At 57.9% G+C, this 18,397-nt stretch carries 13 protein-coding genes; 2 read left to right on the top strand and 11 right to left on the bottom strand.

The annotated features are described in order from the left end of the window. From ACR0JF_RS14945 to rpsL, 4 genes are all read right to left on the bottom strand, one after another. Positions 1 to 91, bottom strand: a 91-nt coding sequence (locus ACR0JF_RS14945) for a GTP-binding protein (RefSeq protein WP_215675807.1), incomplete at its 3' end; no start/stop codon positions are given. Between the two features lie 60 nt (positions 92 to 151). Then, positions 152 to 2,269, bottom strand: coding sequence for an elongation factor G (gene fusA / locus ACR0JF_RS14940; RefSeq protein ID WP_170375372.1), 2,118 nt, complete (start codon positions 2,267 to 2,269; stop codon positions 152 to 154). A gap of 18 nt (positions 2,270 to 2,287) precedes the next feature. Then, complete coding sequence (gene rpsG, locus ACR0JF_RS14935; RefSeq protein ID WP_039529242.1) at positions 2,288 to 2,758, bottom strand: 30S ribosomal protein S7; 471 nt, start codon at positions 2,756 to 2,758, stop codon at positions 2,288 to 2,290. 15 nt (positions 2,759 to 2,773) lie between these two features. Continuing rightward, on the bottom strand, positions 2,774 to 3,145 hold the full coding sequence (rpsL, locus tag ACR0JF_RS14930; RefSeq protein WP_005621086.1) for a 30S ribosomal protein S12: 372 nt from the start codon (positions 3,143 to 3,145) through the stop codon (positions 2,774 to 2,776). Between the two features lie 395 nt (positions 3,146 to 3,540). Here rpsL and ACR0JF_RS14925 point away from each other — a divergent pair, with 395 nt between their 5' ends. Next, positions 3,541 to 4,356: a putative rhamnosyl transferase gene (locus ACR0JF_RS14925; protein ID WP_170661495.1), complete on the top strand. Its 816-nt coding sequence runs from the start codon at positions 3,541 to 3,543 to the stop codon at positions 4,354 to 4,356. Here the strand turns inward: ACR0JF_RS14925 and ACR0JF_RS14920 are convergent. The 6 genes from ACR0JF_RS14920 to rplJ form a co-directional block, all read right to left on the bottom strand. Beyond that, positions 4,341 to 5,210, bottom strand: a complete 870-nt coding sequence (locus tag ACR0JF_RS14920; protein WP_170661496.1) for a DMT family transporter — start codon at positions 5,208 to 5,210, stop codon at positions 4,341 to 4,343. The two genes, ACR0JF_RS14925 and ACR0JF_RS14920, sit on opposite strands and share 16 nt — an antisense overlap. A gap of 127 nt (positions 5,211 to 5,337) precedes the next feature. After that, positions 5,338 to 6,411: a pyridoxal-phosphate dependent enzyme gene (locus ACR0JF_RS14915; RefSeq protein WP_170661497.1), complete on the bottom strand. Its 1,074-nt coding sequence runs from the start codon at positions 6,409 to 6,411 to the stop codon at positions 5,338 to 5,340. A gap of 143 nt (positions 6,412 to 6,554) precedes the next feature. Then, positions 6,555 to 10,796 carry a DNA-directed RNA polymerase subunit beta' gene (gene rpoC / locus ACR0JF_RS14910; protein ID WP_170471243.1) on the bottom strand — a complete coding sequence of 1,414 codons (4,242 nt, stop codon included), beginning with the start codon at positions 10,794 to 10,796 and terminating at the stop codon, positions 6,555 to 6,557. 81 nt (positions 10,797 to 10,877) lie between these two features. Continuing rightward, a complete protein-coding gene (rpoB, locus tag ACR0JF_RS14905; RefSeq protein WP_170661498.1) occupies positions 10,878 to 15,014 on the bottom strand; it encodes a DNA-directed RNA polymerase subunit beta in 4,137 nt (1,378 codons plus the stop codon). A gap of 250 nt (positions 15,015 to 15,264) precedes the next feature. Continuing rightward, the gene (gene rplL / locus ACR0JF_RS14900; protein ID WP_008204003.1) at positions 15,265 to 15,639 is read right to left on the bottom strand and encodes a 50S ribosomal protein L7/L12; all 375 of its coding nucleotides are present in this window, start codon (positions 15,637 to 15,639) and stop codon (positions 15,265 to 15,267) included. Between the two features lie 79 nt (positions 15,640 to 15,718). Beyond that, positions 15,719 to 16,237 carry a 50S ribosomal protein L10 gene (gene rplJ / locus ACR0JF_RS14895; RefSeq protein ID WP_170661499.1) on the bottom strand — a complete coding sequence of 173 codons (519 nt, stop codon included), beginning with the start codon at positions 16,235 to 16,237 and terminating at the stop codon, positions 15,719 to 15,721. A gap of 435 nt (positions 16,238 to 16,672) precedes the next feature. On the opposite strand from rplJ, the gene ACR0JF_RS14890 reads away from it, so the two are divergent. Continuing rightward, positions 16,673 to 17,632 (top strand): aminoglycoside phosphotransferase family protein, encoded by a 960-nt coding sequence (locus ACR0JF_RS14890; RefSeq protein ID WP_170661500.1) that lies wholly within the window; start codon positions 16,673 to 16,675, stop codon positions 17,630 to 17,632. A gap of 66 nt (positions 17,633 to 17,698) precedes the next feature. Here the strand turns inward: ACR0JF_RS14890 and rplA are convergent, their stop codons facing one another. After that, on the bottom strand, positions 17,699 to 18,397 hold the full coding sequence (rplA, locus tag ACR0JF_RS14885; RefSeq protein ID WP_170375389.1) for a 50S ribosomal protein L1: 699 nt from the start codon (positions 18,395 to 18,397) through the stop codon (positions 17,699 to 17,701).

Genomic DNA, 18,397 nt, shown 5'->3' with positions numbered 1-18,397 from the left:
CTGCGGTCAGCGTCGTCTTACCATGGTCAACGTGCCCAATCGTGCCGATGTTGACGTGCGGTTTTGTACGCTCAAACTTTTCCTTTGCCATGATGGCCTCCTTTTTCGGTAATGAAGGGAGCGTGATACCCACGCTCCCTCAAATCTTTGGTTATGCGTATTTCGCCTGGATCTCGTCCGAGATGTTCTGCGGAACCGGATCGTAGTGGTCGAACTGCATGGTGAACTGGGCACGGCCCGACGACATCGAACGCAGAGTGTTGATGTAGCCGAACATGTTCGCCAGCGGAACGAACGCGTCGATCGCGATCGCGTTGCCGCGCGGTTCCTGACCAGAAACCTGGCCACGACGCGAGGTCAGGTCGCCGATGATACCGCCGGTGTATTCTTCCGGGGTTATCACTTCGACCTTCATGATCGGTTCCAGCAGTTTCGCGCCAGCTTTGCGCATGCCTTCACGCATACACATACGGGCTGCGATTTCGAAAGCCAGAACGCTCGAGTCAACATCGTGGAACTTACCGTCCAGCAAGGCAACCTTGAAGTCGATCACAGGGAAGCCAGCCAGAGGGCCGCTGTCCATAACCGACTGGATGCCTTTTTCGACACCCGGGATGTATTCTTTCGGAACGGCACCACCAACGATGCGGCTCTCGAACGAGTAACCTTCGCCGGGCTCGGTCGGAGTGATCTCGAGTTTAACCTCACCGAACTGACCCGAACCACCCGACTGTTTCTTGTGGGTGTAGGTGTGCTCAACCGGCATCGAGATGGTTTCGCGATAGGCCACCTGAGGAGCACCGATGTTCGCCTCAACCTTGAACTCGCGCTTCAGACGGTCAACCAGGATGTCCAGGTGAAGTTCGCCCATGCCCTTCATGATGGTCTGACCGGATTCCAGGTCAGTTTCCACACGGAAGGACGGGTCTTCAGCGGCCAGACGGGCCAGACCCTGGGACATCTTCTCTTGGTCGCCCTTGGTTTTGGGCTCAACTGCGATCTCGATCACCGGATCAGGGAAGGTCATGGTTTCCAGAACCACCGGATCCTTCGCGTCACACAGGGTGTCACCGGTGGTGGTGTCTTTCAGACCCGCCAGCGCGATAATGTCTCCTGCAAACGCTTCTTCGATCTCTTCCCGGTTGTTGGAGTGCATCATCATCATACGACCGATGCGCTCTTTCTTACCTTTGGTCGAGTTCAGGATCGAGTCACCCTTGTTCATGGTGCCCGAGTAGATCCGGGTAAAGGTCAGCGAACCAACAAAGGGGTCGTTCATGATTTTGAACGCCAGACCCGAGAAGGCCATTTCGTCGTCTGCACGACGTGCGATGTCACGAACTTCTTCTTCGTCGCCGGGTTTGAAGCCCATGTAATCAACGACGTCCAGCGGGCTGGGCAGATAATCGATCACAGCGTTGAGCAGCGGCTGAACGCCTTTGTTCTTGAACGCCGAACCACCCAGAACCGGAACGAACGCGATGTCCAGCGTACCTTTGCGCAGCAGGGCGCGCAGGGTCGGAACGTCGGGCTCATTGCCTTCCAGGTATTCCATCATCGCGTCGTCGTCCATTTCGACGGCCGCTTCGATCATCTTGCCGCGCCATTCGTCAGCCATGTCTTTCAGGCTGTCGCGGATCGGAGCTTTGATCCAGCTTGCGCCCAGATCTTCGCCCTGCCACAACCACTCTTCCATGGTGACCAGGTCGATCAGACCTTCCAGCTCGGACTCGGCGCCGATCGGAATACCAACCGGAACAGCGCGTGCGCCGGTTCGGTCTTCGATCATGCGAACGCAGTTGAAGAAGTCTGCGCCGATCTTGTCCATTTTGTTGACGAAAACCATACGCGGAACCTTGTAGCGGTCAGCCTGACGCCACACGGTTTCGGTCTGGGGCTCAACACCGGCGTTTGCGTCCAGAACGCAGACGGCACCGTCGAGAACCGCCAGCGAGCGTTCAACTTCAATGGTGAAGTCAACGTGGCCGGGGGTGTCGATGATGTTCAGGCGGTGCTTGGGGGTATCGGCGGTTTGACCGTCCTCGGTGCGCTCCCAGAAAGTGGTGGTCGCAGCCGAAGTGATGGTGATGCCGCGTTCCTGCTCCTGCTCCATCCAGTCCATGGTGGCTGCACCATCGTGCACCTCACCGATGTTGTGGGATTTACCAGTGTAATACAGGATACGCTCCGAGCAGGTGGTCTTACCTGCGTCGATGTGCGCCATGATACCGAAGTTACGGTATAGTTCGAGCGGATATTCGCGTGCCATTTTTGATAAGCCTCTGAATTACCAACGGTAGTGGCTGAAGGCTTTGTTCGCCTCGGCCATCTTGTGGGTGTCTTCGCGCTTCTTCACGGCGGTACCGCGGGACTGTACAGCGTCCAGCAATTCGCCGGCGAGGCGTTCTTCCATGGTGTTTTCGTTGCGGCCACGCGCAGCAGTGATCAGCCAACGGATGGCCAGTGCTTCGCGGCGCTCAGGGCGCACTTCGACCGGAACCTGATAAGTTGCACCACCAACCCGGCGCGAGCGAACCTCGACCGACGGTTTGATGTTGTCGAGCGCTTCGTGGAACACTTCGACAGGTGCGCGCTTGATCTTGTTCTCAACGCGGTCAAAGGCGTTGTAAACGATGCGCTCTGCGACCGACTTTTTGCCGTCGATCATCAGGTTGTTCATGAATTTGGTCAGTACCTTGTCGCCAAATTTGGCGTCAGGCAGGACTTCGCGTTTTTCGGCGGCGTGACGACGTGACATATCAGCCTCTCCTTCTTACTTGGGACGCTTCGCGCCGTATTTCGAACGACGTTGCTTACGGTCTTTGACGCCCTGAGTATCCAGAACACCGCGCAGGATGTGGTAACGCACACCGGGAAGGTCTTTTACACGGCCGCCACGGATCAGAACAACCGAGTGTTCCTGCAGGTTGTGGCTTTCACCGGGGATGTACGAGATGACCTCGAACCCGTTGGTCAGGCGCACTTTGGCAACCTTACGCATAGCCGAGTTCGGCTTCTTCGGTGTGGTGGTGTACACGCGGGTGCAGACGCCGCGTTTCTGCGGGCACTGCTCCAGGTGCATGGACTTCGAGCGTTTTACTTTGGGCTGCCGCGGCTTGCGGATCAGCTGTTGAATAGTTGGCATTCCGGTTTCTTCCCCGTTTTGCAACACATGACATGCACGCGGCTGCGTGCGGTTAAACTTGCTGCACTCATGCGTCCACAAGCGCAAAACCCACGAGCGTTCCCATTCCGAGGTGAACGTCGCGGTTGTTTCTCAGAGGGCGCGAACGGTAAAATTGTCCGGGCCTTGACCAGTTCATTACTGGAATCGGTTTTGGGGCGGCCCCCGGCACCGAGATGACGCGCGTAATAGGGGGAGTCGGCCCGAGTGTCAACAGCACTTACCCCTGTGCGCCAAACTGGCCGGATTGCGCTGTGATATCAACGATTGCGCGCTCCGGCCAGCCTCTTCTGGCGTTGCGGGGGCAGGCATAGCCCGGCATAGTGCGCGCAGAACAGTTTTGCGATGGATGACAGATGCAGGTTATCGGCCTTTGCCGCTTTTCCTTTCCGGCCCTTGGCAGCTTTCAGACCGAACATGAAACCCTGGATGATCGGCGTCGTCACCTCTACAGCCCTGCCCGTCTGGAAGAGAGATTCCGGCTGTTCGAGTCCTCGACCCTGCCCTGTTTTCGCGAACACACCGACGAGGATTTCGAGCTGCTGGTGGTGATCGGAGACTGCCTGCCGAAAGATGCCCATGACCGGCTACACGACCTGACAGCAGATGTGAAACAGGTCCGGATCGTTGAGGATTCGCCTCGGGTCGACAAATCGCATCGCCATATCATGAAGGATATCCTGAACGCGGCCCGCAAAGACCCCGATCAGCCTTGCATCCAATTCCGCCATGACGATGACGACGCGGTATCCGTGGATTTCGTTGAGCGTCTGCGCGAAGCCGTCCGCGACAGCAAAGGCCTGATGGAGCGCAACACAATTGTCGGCATTGATTTCAACCAGGGCTTCTTTGCCCGGCTGAATGCCGATGGGATCACGGCGAAACCGACGCATAAACCTCTTTTGGGCGTGGGACTTGGGATGCATATCGCAGGCGGCTGCAAACAGACGATCATCAGCTTTACCCATCATCGCATGGGCCGCTTCATGCCCATCGTCAGCTATACCGACGCGCCGATGTGGGTACGTTCGCTGAACGGGTTCAACGACTCACGCGGGGCGCGCAACTATGACCGCGAACTCTCGGCCGTCAGCCCCGAGCTTGAGGGGGAGTTCATCGCCCGTTTTGCCATTGATCAAACCATCGTCCGGCAGGTTCACGGCGCGCCCTGAGTTGTCCTTTCGCGGAACAGGGTAAACAAACCGGCGGCGACAACCAGCCCGGCGCCGAACAAAGTCACCGCATCGGGCCATTCGCCAAACACAACCCAGCCTAGCCCCAAGGCCCAAATCAGGCTGGAGTATCGGAAAGGGGCGATAAACCCAACCTCGCCTTCTCGCATCACCATCACGCTGCATAGATATCCGATCAGGACAAATACAGCCGCCGAGGCCACCAGAACAACATTGCCGCCGGACAGGTTGACCCAGCCCTCAAACGTCGACACCAGCCCTGCGGCGACAGAGATCGACAGAGAGGTGGCAAGGGTTACCACCAGTGACGGAACCTGTGGTGACATGCGCCGGGTGATCAGGTCTCGGATCGTCACCGAGACCACGGCCAGCAACGCATAGATCGCATAGACGCTGAAACCGTCCGGCCCGGGCCGCACGATCAGCAGCATGCCCATGAACCCGACAACAATCGCCATAATCCGCCGCCAGCCGATATGTTCTGAGAAGAACAGGACCGCTCCCAGTGTCACGGTCAACGGCAAGACCTGGAGAACCGCTGTCACATTCGCCAGCGGCATGTTCTTGAGGGCGGTCAGGAAGAAAAACGTCGCGGATAGTTCGGCAACACAGCGAATAGAAACCAGCCATTTGTCATGTCGTGAAAAATTCAGGTGCAACGCCCCAAGATGGCGCGCCAACCCGTAAACAAGCAGAGTCGCCAAAGCCCCTCGGATCGCAACCAACTGAAACAAGGGCAGTTCTCGCAGCGCTATTTTGACCAGCGTGTCATTCACCGTAAATGCAGCCATGCTGGCCATCATCAGCAGTGCGCCTTTAACATTCGGACTCATTCAAACAATACTCGGCCTTCAAACAATGGCGATATTCACGCTTCAATCTCACGCAAAGTCAATTCGCGCGTCTCAATCCTAAAATTTTTCACGAAGAGTAACTGTAACCGGTTGTTTTCCAGCCGCTTCAGTCCGTCATCTGGGCTGATGGCGTCGATTTAGAGATCGCGATCTCCTCATCCGTCATCTCTTCCTCCACCCCTTCGAACAACGGGGTCGAAAGATACCGTTCACCGGTATCTGGAAGCATCACCAGCATCACCGATCCGTCCGGCGCGGTCTCAGCCAGTTTCATCGCAACCGCAAATGTGGATCCACCTGATATGCCGGTGAAAATCCCCTCTTCCGCAGCCAAACGGCGCGACCAGGCAATCCCGTCTGCGCCGGGCACAGGGATCAACTCATCATAGAAGCCGTTGTCTATGGCCTCCTGCAGGACCCAAGGAATGAAATCAGGCGTCCAACCCTGGATCGGATGCGGTTCGAAATTTGGATGGCTTTCGGTCGGCTGATGTGTGTCGTTGCGGGTATTCACATAGCCCGACGAGACAATCGCCGCATTCGCAGGTTCCGTCAGGATAATCTTCGTTTCCGGGCGTTCATTCCTCAGAACTCGCGCCACGCCCGAGACGGTCCCACCGGTGCCATAGCCTGTCACCCAATAGTCGAGCTTCTGCCCGTCGAAATCCGCCAGAATCTCTCGCGCGGTGGTGTTTTCATGAATGTCGGCATTGGCCGAGGTTTCAAACTGGCTCGCGAGGAACCAGCCATTCTGCTCGGCCAGCTCCTTGGCCTTGGTATACATGCCGAACCCTTTCTGGGCACGCGGGGTTAGGACAACCTTGGCCCCCAGGAACCGCATCAGCTTGCGCCGCTCGACCGAGAAACTGTCCGCCATGGTGACAACCAGAGGATAGCCCTTGGCCGCACAGACCATCGCCAGCCCAATCCCGGTATTGCCCGAGGTTGCCTCAACAACCGTCTGCCCCGGTTTCAGCCGACCGTCCCGCTCGGCCGCTTCGATGATGTTCAGCGCCAGACGGTCCTTTACGGAACTGGCCGGATTGAACGCTTCGAACTTCACGTAAACCGTCACGTCAGAGGGCGCGATTCTGTTGATCCGCACGCAGGGCGTGTCTCCGACAGTGTCCAGAATGCTGTCATACAGGCGCTTGCGTCCTTGCGTTTGCCGGGTTGTCATGGCGGCCCCCTCCTCTGCTTTTCGCAACCATGCCACAAACCGGGTCACATTGATAATTTTCTTTGCGAAAGAGCACTTCGGGGGGCGCAAACAAAAAGGCCCCGCGAAACCGCAGGGCCTTTTCTGTCTTTCAGGTCCGAGGGTTACTCGCGGCTTTCCGGTGTTTCCACCAGAACGTCCAGCTCATCCCCTACCATGTCGTCATCAAAGCTGGGCGCCGCCAGAGCAGCAGCGGCTTCGGCCTCTTCCCGACGGGCTTCGATGACCACATTGTCACGCGACTGGGCGATGTGGCGGACGGCCTGAGTGGCCCCACCGGTACCGGCGGGGATCAGACGACCAACGATGACGTTCTCTTTCAGGCCAACCAGCTTGTCTTTCTTGCCCTGAACCGACGCTTCGGTAAGGACGCGGGTGGTTTCCTGGAACGACGCCGCAGAGATGAACGAACGCGTTTGCAGCGAGGCTTTGGTGATCCCCAGAAGGATTGGCTCGCCTTGTGCCGGACGACCACCGCGGGCAATGGTCTTCTCGTTGGCCGCGTCGAACTCTTGCTTGTCGACATGCTCGCCTTTCAGCAGGGTGGTGTCGCCTGAATCCAGGATCTCCCACTTCTGCAGCATCTGGCGCACGATGACCTCGATGTGCTTGTCGTTGATCTTCACGCCCTGCAGACGATAGACGTCCTGCACCTCGTCGATCATGTAATCCGCCAGCGCTTCGACACCCATGATGGACAGGATGTCGTGCGGAGCCGGGTTACCGTCCATCAGGTATTCACCCTTCTGGATGAAGTCCCCTTCGGCGACCGGGATGTGCTTGCCCTTGGGCACCATGTACTCGATGGTCTCCATGGACTCGTCAGCCGGTTCGATGCTGATGCGGCGCTTGTTCTTGTAGTCGCGACCAAAGCGCACGTAACCATCGGCTTCTGCGATGATCGCGTGATCTTTCGGACGACGCGCTTCGAACAGTTCGGCCACACGCGGCAGACCACCGGTGATGTCCTTGGTCTTGGCACCTTCGCGCGGGATACGCGCAACAACGTCACCAGCTTCGACCTTCTGACCGTCTTCGACCGACAGGATCGCATCCACCGACATCGGGTAGTGAACCGGGTTGCCCGCATCGTTGCGGACCGGCTCGCCATCTTCGCCAACCAGAATGATCTCGGGCTTGAGGTCGCTGCCCTTGGGGGCCGCGCGCCAGTCGATCACGATCTTCTGGGTCATACCGGTTGCTTCGTCGGTCTCGTCGCGGACAGCAAGGCCCGAAACCAGGTCGACATATTTCGCAGTACCGGCTTTTTCGGCGATGATCGGCAGGGTGTAGGGGTCCCATTCGAACAGCTTGTCGCCACGGGCCACTTTGGTGCCGTCCTTGACGAACAGCTTGGAGCCGTAGCCCAGTTTGAAGCTGGCCCGCTCTTCGCCGTGTTCGTCGTTGATCACCAGCTTCATGTTCCGGCCCATGACCAGACTTTCACCTGCGGCATTGACCAGGATCTGCGGGTTCTCAAACGCAACAACGCCTTCCTGGTTGGCTTCCTGGAACGACTGCTGACCACCCTGCGCAACACCACCGATGTGGAAGGTCCGCATGGTCAGCTGTGTACCGGGTTCACCGATCGACTGCGCGGCGATGATGCCGACAGCTTCACCTGTGTTCACCATAGTACCGCGGGCAAGGTCACGGCCGTAGCAGGTTGCGCAGACGCCTTCCTCGGACTCACAGGTCAGAGGCGAGCGGATGCGCATCGAGGCAACGCCGGCCTCATCAATGGTGTCAGCCATACGTTCGTCGATCAACTGACCTGCGGCCACGATCACCTCATCGGTGCCCGGACGCAGAACATCGTCAGCCGCCACACGACCCAGCACACGTTCGGCCAGCGAGGCGACAACCTCTCCGTCATTCACGGCAGCTTCGGCAGTGATCGCACGCTCGGTGCCACAGTCGATCTCACGAACGATACAGTCTTGCGCCACGTCCACCAGACGACGGGTCAGGTAACCTGAGTTCGCCGTCTTCAGAGCGGTATCCGAAAGACCCTTACGGGCACCGTGGGTCGAGTTGAAGTACTCAAGAACGGTCAGACCTTCTTTAAAGTTCGAGATGATCGGCGTCTCGATGATGTCACCGTTCGGCTTGGCCATCAGGCCGCGCATACCGCCCAGCTGTTTCATCTGAGTGACCGAGCCACGCGCACCGGAGTGGGCCATCATGTAGACCGAGTTCGGTTCCTGCTCGGAGCCATCCTCAGCCCGATCCGACGACGAGATCGTCGACATCATGGCCTCGGTGACGCGGTCGTTACACTTCGACCAGGCATCAACAACTTTGTTGTACTTTTCGCCCTGAGTGATCAGGCCGTCCATGTACTGCTGTTCAAAGTCCTTCACCTGACCGCGGGTGTCATCAACGATGCCCCACTTGTCGTCTGGAATGACCATGTCGTCCTTACCGAACGAGATGCCCGCTTTGAACGCTTCTTTGAAGCCCATCGACATGATCTGGTCACAGAAGATGACCGACTCTTTCTGACCGCAGTAGCGGTAGACGGTGTCGATCACCTGCTGCACTTCTTTCTTCCTCAGCAGGCGGTTGACCAGATCGAACGGCGCTTTGTTGTTCATCGGCAGCAGAGCACCCAGACGCAGACGGCCCGGAGTGGTCTCATAGCGCTTTTGAACTTCGTTGCCTTCGTCGTCGATCTGCGTGATCCGCGCGGTGATTTTCGAGTGCAGATGCACTTCGCCGGAATCCAGCGCGTGCTGAACTTCGTCGATCGACCCGAACACCTTACCTTCGCCCGGCATGCCTTCGCGTTCCAGGGTCACATAATAGAGACCCAGGATCATATCCTGCGACGGAACGATGATCGGCGCGCCGTTTGCAGGCGACAGAACGTTGTTCGTCGACATCATCAGAACACGGGCTTCCAACTGCGCCTCAAGGCTCAGCGGGACGTGAACGGCCATCTGGTCACCGTCGAAGTCGGCGTTAAAGGCCGAACAGACCAGCGGGTGCAGCTGGATGGCTTTACCTTCGATCAGGACCGGCTCGAACGCCTGAATGCCAAGACGGTGCAGCGTGGGCGCACGGTTCAGCATGACAGGGTGTTCGCGGATCACCTCGTCGAGGATATCCCACACTTCGGGACGCTCTTTCTCGACCAGTTTCTTCGCCTGTTTCACGGTCGAAGACAGACCCTTGGCTTCAAGGCGAGAGTAGATGAACGGCTTGAAAAGCTCCAGCGCCATCTTCTTGGGCAGACCACACTGGTGCAGCTTTAGCTCGGGACCGGTCACAATGACCGAACGACCCGAGAAGTCGACGCGCTTACCCAGAAGGTTCTGACGGAAGCGGCCCTGCTTACCTTTCAGCATGTCCGACAGCGATTTCAGCGGACGCTTGTTGGCACCGGTGATCACGCGGCCACGACGGCCGTTGTCGAACAGAGCATCCACGGATTCCTGCAGCATCCGCTTTTCGTTGCGGACGATGATGTCAGGTGCGCGCAGCTCAATCAAACGCTTCAGACGGTTGTTCCGGTTGATGACGCGGCGATACAGATCGTTCAGATCCGAAGTCGCGAAACGGCCACCATCCAGGGGAACCAGCGGGCGCAGTTCCGGCGGAATGACCGGGATCACGGTCATCACCATCCACTCAGGCCGGTTGCCCGACTCGAGGAAGGATTCAACAACCTTCAGGCGCTTGATGATCTTCTTGGGCTTCAGTTCGCCGGTTGCTTCGGCCAGATCAGCGCGCAGCTGCTCGGCTTCGGCTTCCAGATCGATCTGGGCCAGCATCTCGCGAATGGCTTCGGCACCGATATTCGCGGTGAACGCGTCCATGCCATAGGCATCCTGCGCATCCATGTACTCTTCTTCGGTCAGCATCTGGCCGTAGGTCAGGTCGGTCAGACCGGGCTCGATAACGACATAGTTTTCAAAGTACAGAACGCGTTCCAGATCACGCAGCGTCATGTCCAGCATCAGACCGATGCGGGACGGCAGCGATTTCAGGAACCAGATATGCGCAACGGGCGCGGCCAGTTCGATGTGGCCCATACGCTCGCGGCGGACTTTCTGCAGAGTGACTTCCACACCGCATTTCTCGCAGACAACGCCGCGATACTTCATCCGCTTATATTTGCCGCACAGACATTCGTAATCTTTGATCGGGCCAAAGATACGCGCGCAGAACAGACCGTCACGTTCAGGTTTGAACGTCCGGTAGTTGATGGTTTCGGGTTTCTTGATCTCGCCATAGGACCAAGACAGAATCCGCTCGGGCGACGCCAACGAGACCTTGATCTCGTCAAAGACCTTCGGGGGCGTCAGCGGGTTGAACGGGTTGTTGGTGATTTCCTGGTTCATTTGTTACCTCAAATCTTGCGGAAGGGGGGAGAGGGGAGCGGAAACTTTAAAAGTTTCCGCCCAAGAATTTTTTCAAAATTCTTATTCCTCAACCTCCGCATCCAGGAGTTCCATATTCAGGCCGAGGCCACGGACTTCTTTCACCAGAACGTTGAACGATTCCGGTACGCCCGCTTCAAAGTTATCCTCGCCCTTGACGATCGATTCATAGACCTTGGTCCGGCCGGCGACGTCATCCGATTTCACGGTGAGCATTTCCTGCAGGGTGTAGGCGGCGCCGTAAGCTTCCAGAGCCCAGACCTCCATCTCACCAAAGCGCTGACCACCGAACTGCGCCTTACCGCCCAGCGGCTGCTGGGTAACCAGGCTGTACGGCCCGGTCGAACGCGCGTGGATCTTGTCGTCCACCAGGTGGTGCAGTTTCAGCAGGTACTTGATGCCCACGGTCACCGGACGTGCAAATTGCTCACCGGTACGACCGTCGAACAGAACCGACTGACCGCTTTCCGAGAAGCCCGCACGCAACAGCGCGTCGTTGACGTCTGCTTCCTTGGCACCGTCAAAGACCGGGGTTGCGATCGGAACACCGCGGGTCACATTGCCCGCAGCCTCGATCAGGCCATCCTCGTCCAGACCGGTGATGCCTTCTTCGTAGACATTCTCGCCATAGGCCAGCTTCATCGCTTCGCGCACCGGGGTCAGATCGCCAGAGCGGCGGTATTCACCCAGAGCGTCGTCGATGTTCAGACCCAGACCGCGTGCGGCCCAACCCATGTGGGTTTCAAGAATCTGACCAACGTTCATACGCGAAGGCACACCCAGCGGGTTCAGACAGAAGTCAACCGGCGTACCATCGGCCAGGAACGGCATGTCTTCCATCGGAACAACCTTGGAGATCACACCTTTGTTCCCGTGACGACCGGCCATCTTGTCGCCCGGCTGCAGCTTGCGCTTCACGGCGATGAAGACTTTGACCATCTTCATCACACCCGGCGGCAGGTCGTCGCCACGGCGGACCTTCTCGACCTTGTCCTCGAAACGGGCGTCCAGAGCACGCTTCTGCACTTCGTACTGCTCGTTCAGAGCCTCAACGATCTGTGCGTCCTGCTCACCTTCCAGCGCCAGCTGCCACCACTGACCACGGGTCAGGGTTTCCAGCAGGTCCTCGGTGATCACCGACCCTGCCTTGACGCCTTTCGGGCCTTTGACAGCGGTTTTACCCAGGATCAGGCCTTGCAGACGCGCATAGATGTTGCGGTCCAGGATCGCCAGTTCGTCGTCCCGGTCACGGGCCAGACGTTCGACTTCCTCACGCTCGATCTGCAGCGCACGTTCGTCTTTCTCGACGCCGTGACGGTTGAAGACGCGGACCTCAACGACCGTACCGTAATCGCCCGGCTTCACGCGCAGCGAGGTGTCGCGCACGTCAGATGCTTTTTCACCAAAGATGGCGCGCAGCAGCTTTTCTTCCGGGGTCATCGGGCTTTCGCCCTTCGGAGTGATCTTGCCGACCAGAATATCGCCCGGCTCAACATCCGCGCCGATGTAAACGATGCCCGCCTCGTCGAGGTTGCGCAGCGCTTCTTCACCGACGTTCGGAATGTCGCGGGTGATCTCTTCCGGGCCCAGCTTGGTGTCACGGGCGGCGACTTCGAATTCCTCGATATGGACCGAGGTAAAGACGTCATCACGCGCGATACGTTCCGAGATCAGGATCGAGTCTTCGTAGTTGTACCCGTTCCACGGCATGAACGCGACGACCACGTTCTTACCAAGGGCCAGTTCACCCATATCAGTCGACGGACCATCGGCAATAACCTCGCCCTTCTGGACGGTGTCACCCACCTTGATCAGCGGACGCTGGTTGATGCAGGTGTTCTGGTTCGAACGCTGGAATTTACGCAGACGATAGATGTCAACACCAGCGTCGCCCAGTTCCAGATCTTCGGTGGCGCGGATAACGATACGCTGGGCATCGACCTGGTCGATGATACCGGCGCGTTTCGCCTGGATCGCAGCACCAGAGTCGATCGCAACCTTTTCCTCGATCCCGGTACCGACCAGCGGCGCTTCGGCGCGCAGCAGCGGAACCGCCTGACGTTGCATGTTCGAGCCCATCAGAGCGCGGTTGGCGTCGTCATTTTCAAGGAACGGGATCAGCGATGCAGCTACTGATACCAGCTGTTTTGGCGACACGTCGATCAGGTCCACATTCTCGCGCGGGGCAAGCGTGTAGTCACCGGCCTGACGGGTCGACACCAGATCGTTGATGAACTTGCCATCAGCGTCCAGCGTCGCGTTCGCCTGCGCCACGGTGTGACGCATTTCCTCGGTCGCGGACATGTAGTGAACCTCATCGGTCACCTCGGCGTCTTTCACGACGCGGTACGGTGTTTCGATGAAGCCATACTTGTTCACGCGGGCAAAGGTGGCCAGCGAGTTGATCAGACCGATGTTCGGACCTTCCGGCGTTTCAATCGGGCACATCCGGCCATAGTGGGTCGGGTGTACGTCGCGCACCTCAAAGCCCGCACGCTCACGAGTCAGACCACCGGGGCCAAGCGCCGAGAGGCGGCGTTTGTGTGTAACTTCCGACAGCGGGTTGGTCTGGTCCATGAACTGCGACAACTGCGAAGAGCCGAAGAATTCGCGGACGGCAGCCGCAGCGGGTTTCGCGTTGATCAAGTCCTGAGGCATGACGGTGTCGATTTCGACCGACGACATACGCTCTTTGATCGCGCGCTCCATGCGCAGCAGGCCAACGCGGTACTGGTTTTCCATCAGTTCGCCGACCGAACGCACACGACGGTTTCCGAGGTGGTCGATATCGTCGATGTCACCTTTACCGTCACGCAGTTCCACCAGTGCCTTGATGCAGGCCACGATGTCTTCGCGGCGCAGGGTGCGCAGAGTGTCGGGCGCATCCAGAGCCAGACGCATGTTCATTTTCACGCGACCAACAGCGGACAGGTCGTAACGCTCGCTGTCGAAGAACAGGGTGTCGAACAGGGCCGACGCAGCTTCGACGGTGGGCGGCTCACCCGGACGCATGACGCGGTAGATGTCCATGAGCGCGCTTTCGCGGTTCATGTTCTTGTCCTGCGCCATGGTGTTGCGCATGTACGGACCAACATTGACGTTGTCGATGTCCAGAACCGGAATGTCGGTGATGCCCGCGTCGATCAGTTCTTTCGCGGTACCGCCGATCAGATCGCCGTCTTTGTCATATTCCAGCGTCAGCTCGTCACCGGCTTCGACATAGATCGCACCGGTTTCTTCGTTGATGATGTCCTTGGCGACATATTTGCCAACGATGTGATCAAACGGAACCAGCAGGTCGGTGACAGTGCCTTCGTCGATCAGTTTCTTCACCGCACGCGGAGTGACTTTCTTGCCCGCTTCCGCAATCACTTCACCGGATTTGGCGTCAACCAGATCATAGGTCGGACGGGTGCCGCGTACACGCTCGGGGAAGAACGGCGTGACCCAGCCCTTCTTCTTGTCCAGCTTGTAGGACACGGTGTTGTAATACGCGTCCATGATCGCTTCCTGATCCAGACCCAATGCGTACAGCAGGGTTGTCACAGGCAGTTTGCGGCGACGGTCGATACGGGCGAAGACGATGTCTTTGGCGTCGAACTCAAAGTCCAACCAGCTGCCGCGATACGGGATGATGCGGCAGGCAAACAGCAATTTGCCCGAGGAATGGGTTTTGCCCTTGTCGTGGTCAAAGAACACACCGGGCGAGCGGTGCATCTGGGACACAATCACACGCTCGGTGCCGTTCACGATGAAGGTGCCGTTCGGTGTCATCAGGGGCATATCGCCCATGAACACGTCCTGTTCCTTGATGTCTTTCACCGATTTCGCGCCGGTGTCCTCATCGACATCAAACACGATCAGACGCAGAGTGACCTTCAGCGGCGCGCTGTAGGTCATGTCTCGCTGCATGCACTCTTCGACGTCGTATTTCGGTTTTTCCAGATCGTATTTCACGAACTCCAGAACGGAGGTCTCATTGAAATCCTTGATCGGGAAAACCGACTGGAACACACCATTGATGCCTTCGCCGTCAGTGGGCTGTTCTGCATCGCCGGAGCGCAGGAAAAGATCATAAGAAGATTTCTGCACCTCAATGAGGTTCGGCATCTCCAGCACTTCGCGGATTTTGCCGTAATATTTACGAAGACGTTTCTGGCCAAGGAACGTTTGAGCCATGTCAGATGTCACCTTTCGATGTTCTCAGCGGGCAAAGACACCGTCGGGCCCCGGCATCTTGCACATTCGAGACGACACGCCCGGATCAATTCGTGGCCACCGTCCCGAAGGCGGCCTCCCGATCCGAAAACCGTGTCTTAGAAAACGCCCCACGACATGAGGCCCTTTCTAAGACAGGTTCGGCTGGACCCGGATTTCTCCGGACCCAGCCAAATTTTTCGGCACATCAGCGATGCGCCAGAGACTAAGCTTAGGCCAGCTCGACTTCGGCGCCAGCTGCTTCCAGCTTGGCTTTGACGTCTTCTGCTTCTGCTTTGTCTACGCCTTCTTTGATCTTGCCGCCGGCTTCGACCAGTTCCTTGGCTTCTTTCAGGCCCAGGCCGGTGATGCCGCGAACTTCTTTGATGACGTTGATTTTCGATGCGCCGGCGTTCTTCAGAACGACGTCGAATTCGGTTTTTTCTTCCTCAGCTGCACCGCCGGCGTCGCCACCAGCAGCCATGACAACTGCGCCGCCTGCTGCGGGCTCGATGCCGTATTCGTCTTTGAGGATGGTTTTCAGTTCTTGTGCTTCCAGCAGGGTCAGACCCACGATGCTTTCTGCGAGTGCTTTCAGATCAGCCATTTTATCAGCTCTTTCCGTTTACAGTGTGTGTTCCAACGTCAGGGGGTATCCCCCACGCAGATCATTCAGTGCCAACCGCTTACGCAGCTTCCGCCTTCTCTTCGATGGTGGAAAGGATGCTTGCGATGTTGCTTGCAGGTGCGCCAATTGCACCGGCGATGTTCGAAGCAGGCGCGCCAAGCATACCAGCGATCGAAGCAATAAGCTCTTCACGCGACGGCATTTTCGACACGGCTGCAACACCAGCCCGGTCCAGAGCGTTCTCTCCCATTGCACCGCCAAGGATTTCGAACTTTTGGTTCTCTTTGGCGAAGTCCTCGGCCACCTTGGCTGCTGCCACGGGGTCCTCGGAATAGGTCAGAACGGTCATCCCTGTCAGCAGGTCGGCCATGCTTTCACACGGCTTACCCTCAAGGGCGATTTTGGCGAGCCTGTTCTTGGCAACACGCACGGAGCCACCCGCGTCACGAGCACGTGCGCGAAGGTCCTGCATCTCGGCAACTGTCAGACCGGCGTAGTGAGCAACCACTACGACGCCAGAGCTTTCGAAGATTTGGCCGAGTTCCTCGACCACTTTCTCTTTCTGGGCTCTATCCACAGTTCTCTCCAAGTTTGGGGCGATCACTCACCCCGGCTCATATTTGCCGAGGGGTTAACCCCGGCGTTCAGGTCCGTTGTTACGGGATTGGCCAAAATGCGCCCGAGGGTGGGACCCTCAGAATTCTTTGGTCTTACCCGTCTCAGGCAGGGAATTAAGGGGCCATATGGCACCACCCACCGTCTTGGACGAAACGAAATAAAGCGCACGACGAATCGCACGCTTTACTTCGCAGCCCTACTTAGGGCAGATGGAGGGGGTTTCCAAGGGGTAAATTGCCCCTATTTGCACTTGCGGCATCAGGTCCGAACCGCCCTTTGTATGCGGGGCGACCCGCAGAGCGGTCAATACACGCCAGCAATGTCATTGACAGTGGGTTTCAGCTACGGTCACCTCCGGTATGAATGCCCGAAAACACTCCGGGCTTGAGGCAAAATGACAGCGGTTACTCTGGAAGAATTCGACAAGGCCAGTGCCTACGCCCAAGAGTTGGCGCAGGACTGTCTGAGCACGCCCATCACACAGGTACGCTTTCACTGTCGATCCCACGCTTTCCCCGATACCCGTCTGGTGTGGAAGGTCGAAACCTCGAACCGCTCCTATGCGCTGAAGCTTGATACCTTGTCGCCTGAAACGGGACGCCTGCGTAAAGAGTTCGACCTGCTGGTGCAACTGACCGAACACTTCAAGACGTTCCAAAACAATCGAGTCGTTCGTCCCGTCTACATGTCGCCAAGCGGCGTGTTCATGGTGACTGAGTTTGTTAAGCGTCCGACCGCGACGGACATCATCTACAACAGCGAAGACGACGCCCAGGTGGCGCAAGTCTATCGCCGTGCGGGGTCGTGGCTGCATGACCTCCACGGGGTTCAAAACGCCACCGACTATGCATTTCGACCGCGTTGGATGACCGACAACATACGCGAGCAGTCTACCCAAGTTCCCTCGCATATCTCAGACATCAGCCAGCCCATGGTCGAGGTGTTTCTGGCCGAAGCCGCATCCTTGAAAAACCGCCCTGACCTGCGTGTATTTTCACATGGGGATTTTCACGGCCTGAACCTGATCATGGGCCAAGGAACTGCCATCGGGCTGGATTTCACCGAGGCCCGCGACAAGCTCGCCGTCTATGATATCGTCGACTTTCTGAAGGCGGATATCTTCCGGGACGGGGCCGATAGGGACGTCGACCGAAGCGGCGCTCTGACCCGCAACAAAGAGATGTTCTTCCGCCAGTATCGCCACCCGATCGACACGCAGATTCTCGATTGCTGCTTGCGGGGCCGGTTGCTGAAGGACTGGCTTCGCCTCTGGCAACCGGACATCACCTGTAGCGATTTCGAACTGCGTAAACGCGACCGACTGCAATTGCGCCTGCAACAGACCTTCCGCTAAGGCAGCAAAAAACCCGAGCAGCTTGCGCTACTCGGGTTTCAAAGATTGTTTCGTCTGCTTTAGGGCTTATTCGCCCGCAGCAGCCGCCACGTCCAGAGTCACACCCGGGCCCATGGTCGAGCTGAGTGCGATTTTCTTCATGTAGGTGCCTTTGGCGCCCGACGGCTTGGCTTTCGCAACAGCCGAGATGAAGGCACGGACGTTTTCAGCCAGCTTGGCTTCGTCGAAGGACGCTTTGCCCACGCCTGCGTGCACAACGCCACCTTTTTCAGCTTTGAACTGAACTTCACCACCTTTGGCTGCTTCCACGGCCGCTTTCACGTCCATGGTCACGGTGCCAACTTTGGGGTTCGGCATCAGGTTGCGCGGGCCCAGAACTTTACCCAGACGACCAACGATCGGCATCATGTCAGGGGTCGCGATGCAGCGATCGAATTCGATGGTGCCGCCCTGGATGGTTTCCATCAGGTCTTCTGCGCCAACGATATCTGCGCCAGCTTCTTTCGCTTCGTCCGCCTTGGGGCCACGCGCGAATACTGCAACGCGCATCGCTTTACCGGTGCCGTTCGGCAGGCCAACAACGCCACGAACCATCTGGTCTGCGTGACGCGTGTCAACGCCCAGGTTCATCGCGATTTCGATGGTCTCGTCGAATTTCGAGGTCGCGTTGCCTTTTACCAGGGCAACTGCTTCTTCAACCGACAGGTTTTCCTTGCCGGCGACAGCTTCGCGCGCAGCGCGGGTACGTTTACCGAGTTTTGCCAT

Source organism: Ruegeria sp. BG11 (assembly GCF_056538565.1).
Note: the sequence above shows the minus strand (reverse complement) of the source record. Positions and strands in the feature narration are given on the sequence as shown.

Coding starts and splice junctions, on each gene's coding strand:
- fusA (WP_170375372.1), bottom strand. CDS start 2,269: ATGGCACGCGAATATCCGCTCGAACTATACCGTAACTTCGGTATCATG.
- rpsG (WP_039529242.1), bottom strand. CDS start 2,758: ATGTCACGTCGTCACGCCGCCGAAAAACGCGAAGTCCTGCCTGACGCC.
- rpsL (WP_005621086.1), bottom strand. CDS start 3,145: ATGCCAACTATTCAACAGCTGATCCGCAAGCCGCGGCAGCCCAAAGTA.
- ACR0JF_RS14925 (WP_170661495.1), top strand. CDS start 3,541: ATGCAGGTTATCGGCCTTTGCCGCTTTTCCTTTCCGGCCCTTGGCAGC.
- ACR0JF_RS14920 (WP_170661496.1), bottom strand. CDS start 5,210: ATGAGTCCGAATGTTAAAGGCGCACTGCTGATGATGGCCAGCATGGCT.
- ACR0JF_RS14915 (WP_170661497.1), bottom strand. CDS start 6,411: ATGACAACCCGGCAAACGCAAGGACGCAAGCGCCTGTATGACAGCATT.
- rpoC (WP_170471243.1), bottom strand. CDS start 10,796: ATGAACCAGGAAATCACCAACAACCCGTTCAACCCGCTGACGCCCCCG.
- rpoB (WP_170661498.1), bottom strand. CDS start 15,014: ATGGCTCAAACGTTCCTTGGCCAGAAACGTCTTCGTAAATATTACGGC.
- rplL (WP_008204003.1), bottom strand. CDS start 15,639: ATGGCTGATCTGAAAGCACTCGCAGAAAGCATCGTGGGTCTGACCCTG.
- ACR0JF_RS14890 (WP_170661500.1), top strand. CDS start 16,673: ATGACAGCGGTTACTCTGGAAGAATTCGACAAGGCCAGTGCCTACGCC.
- rplA (WP_170375389.1), bottom strand. CDS start 18,397: ATGGCAAAACTCGGTAAACGTACCCGCGCTGCGCGCGAAGCTGTCGCC.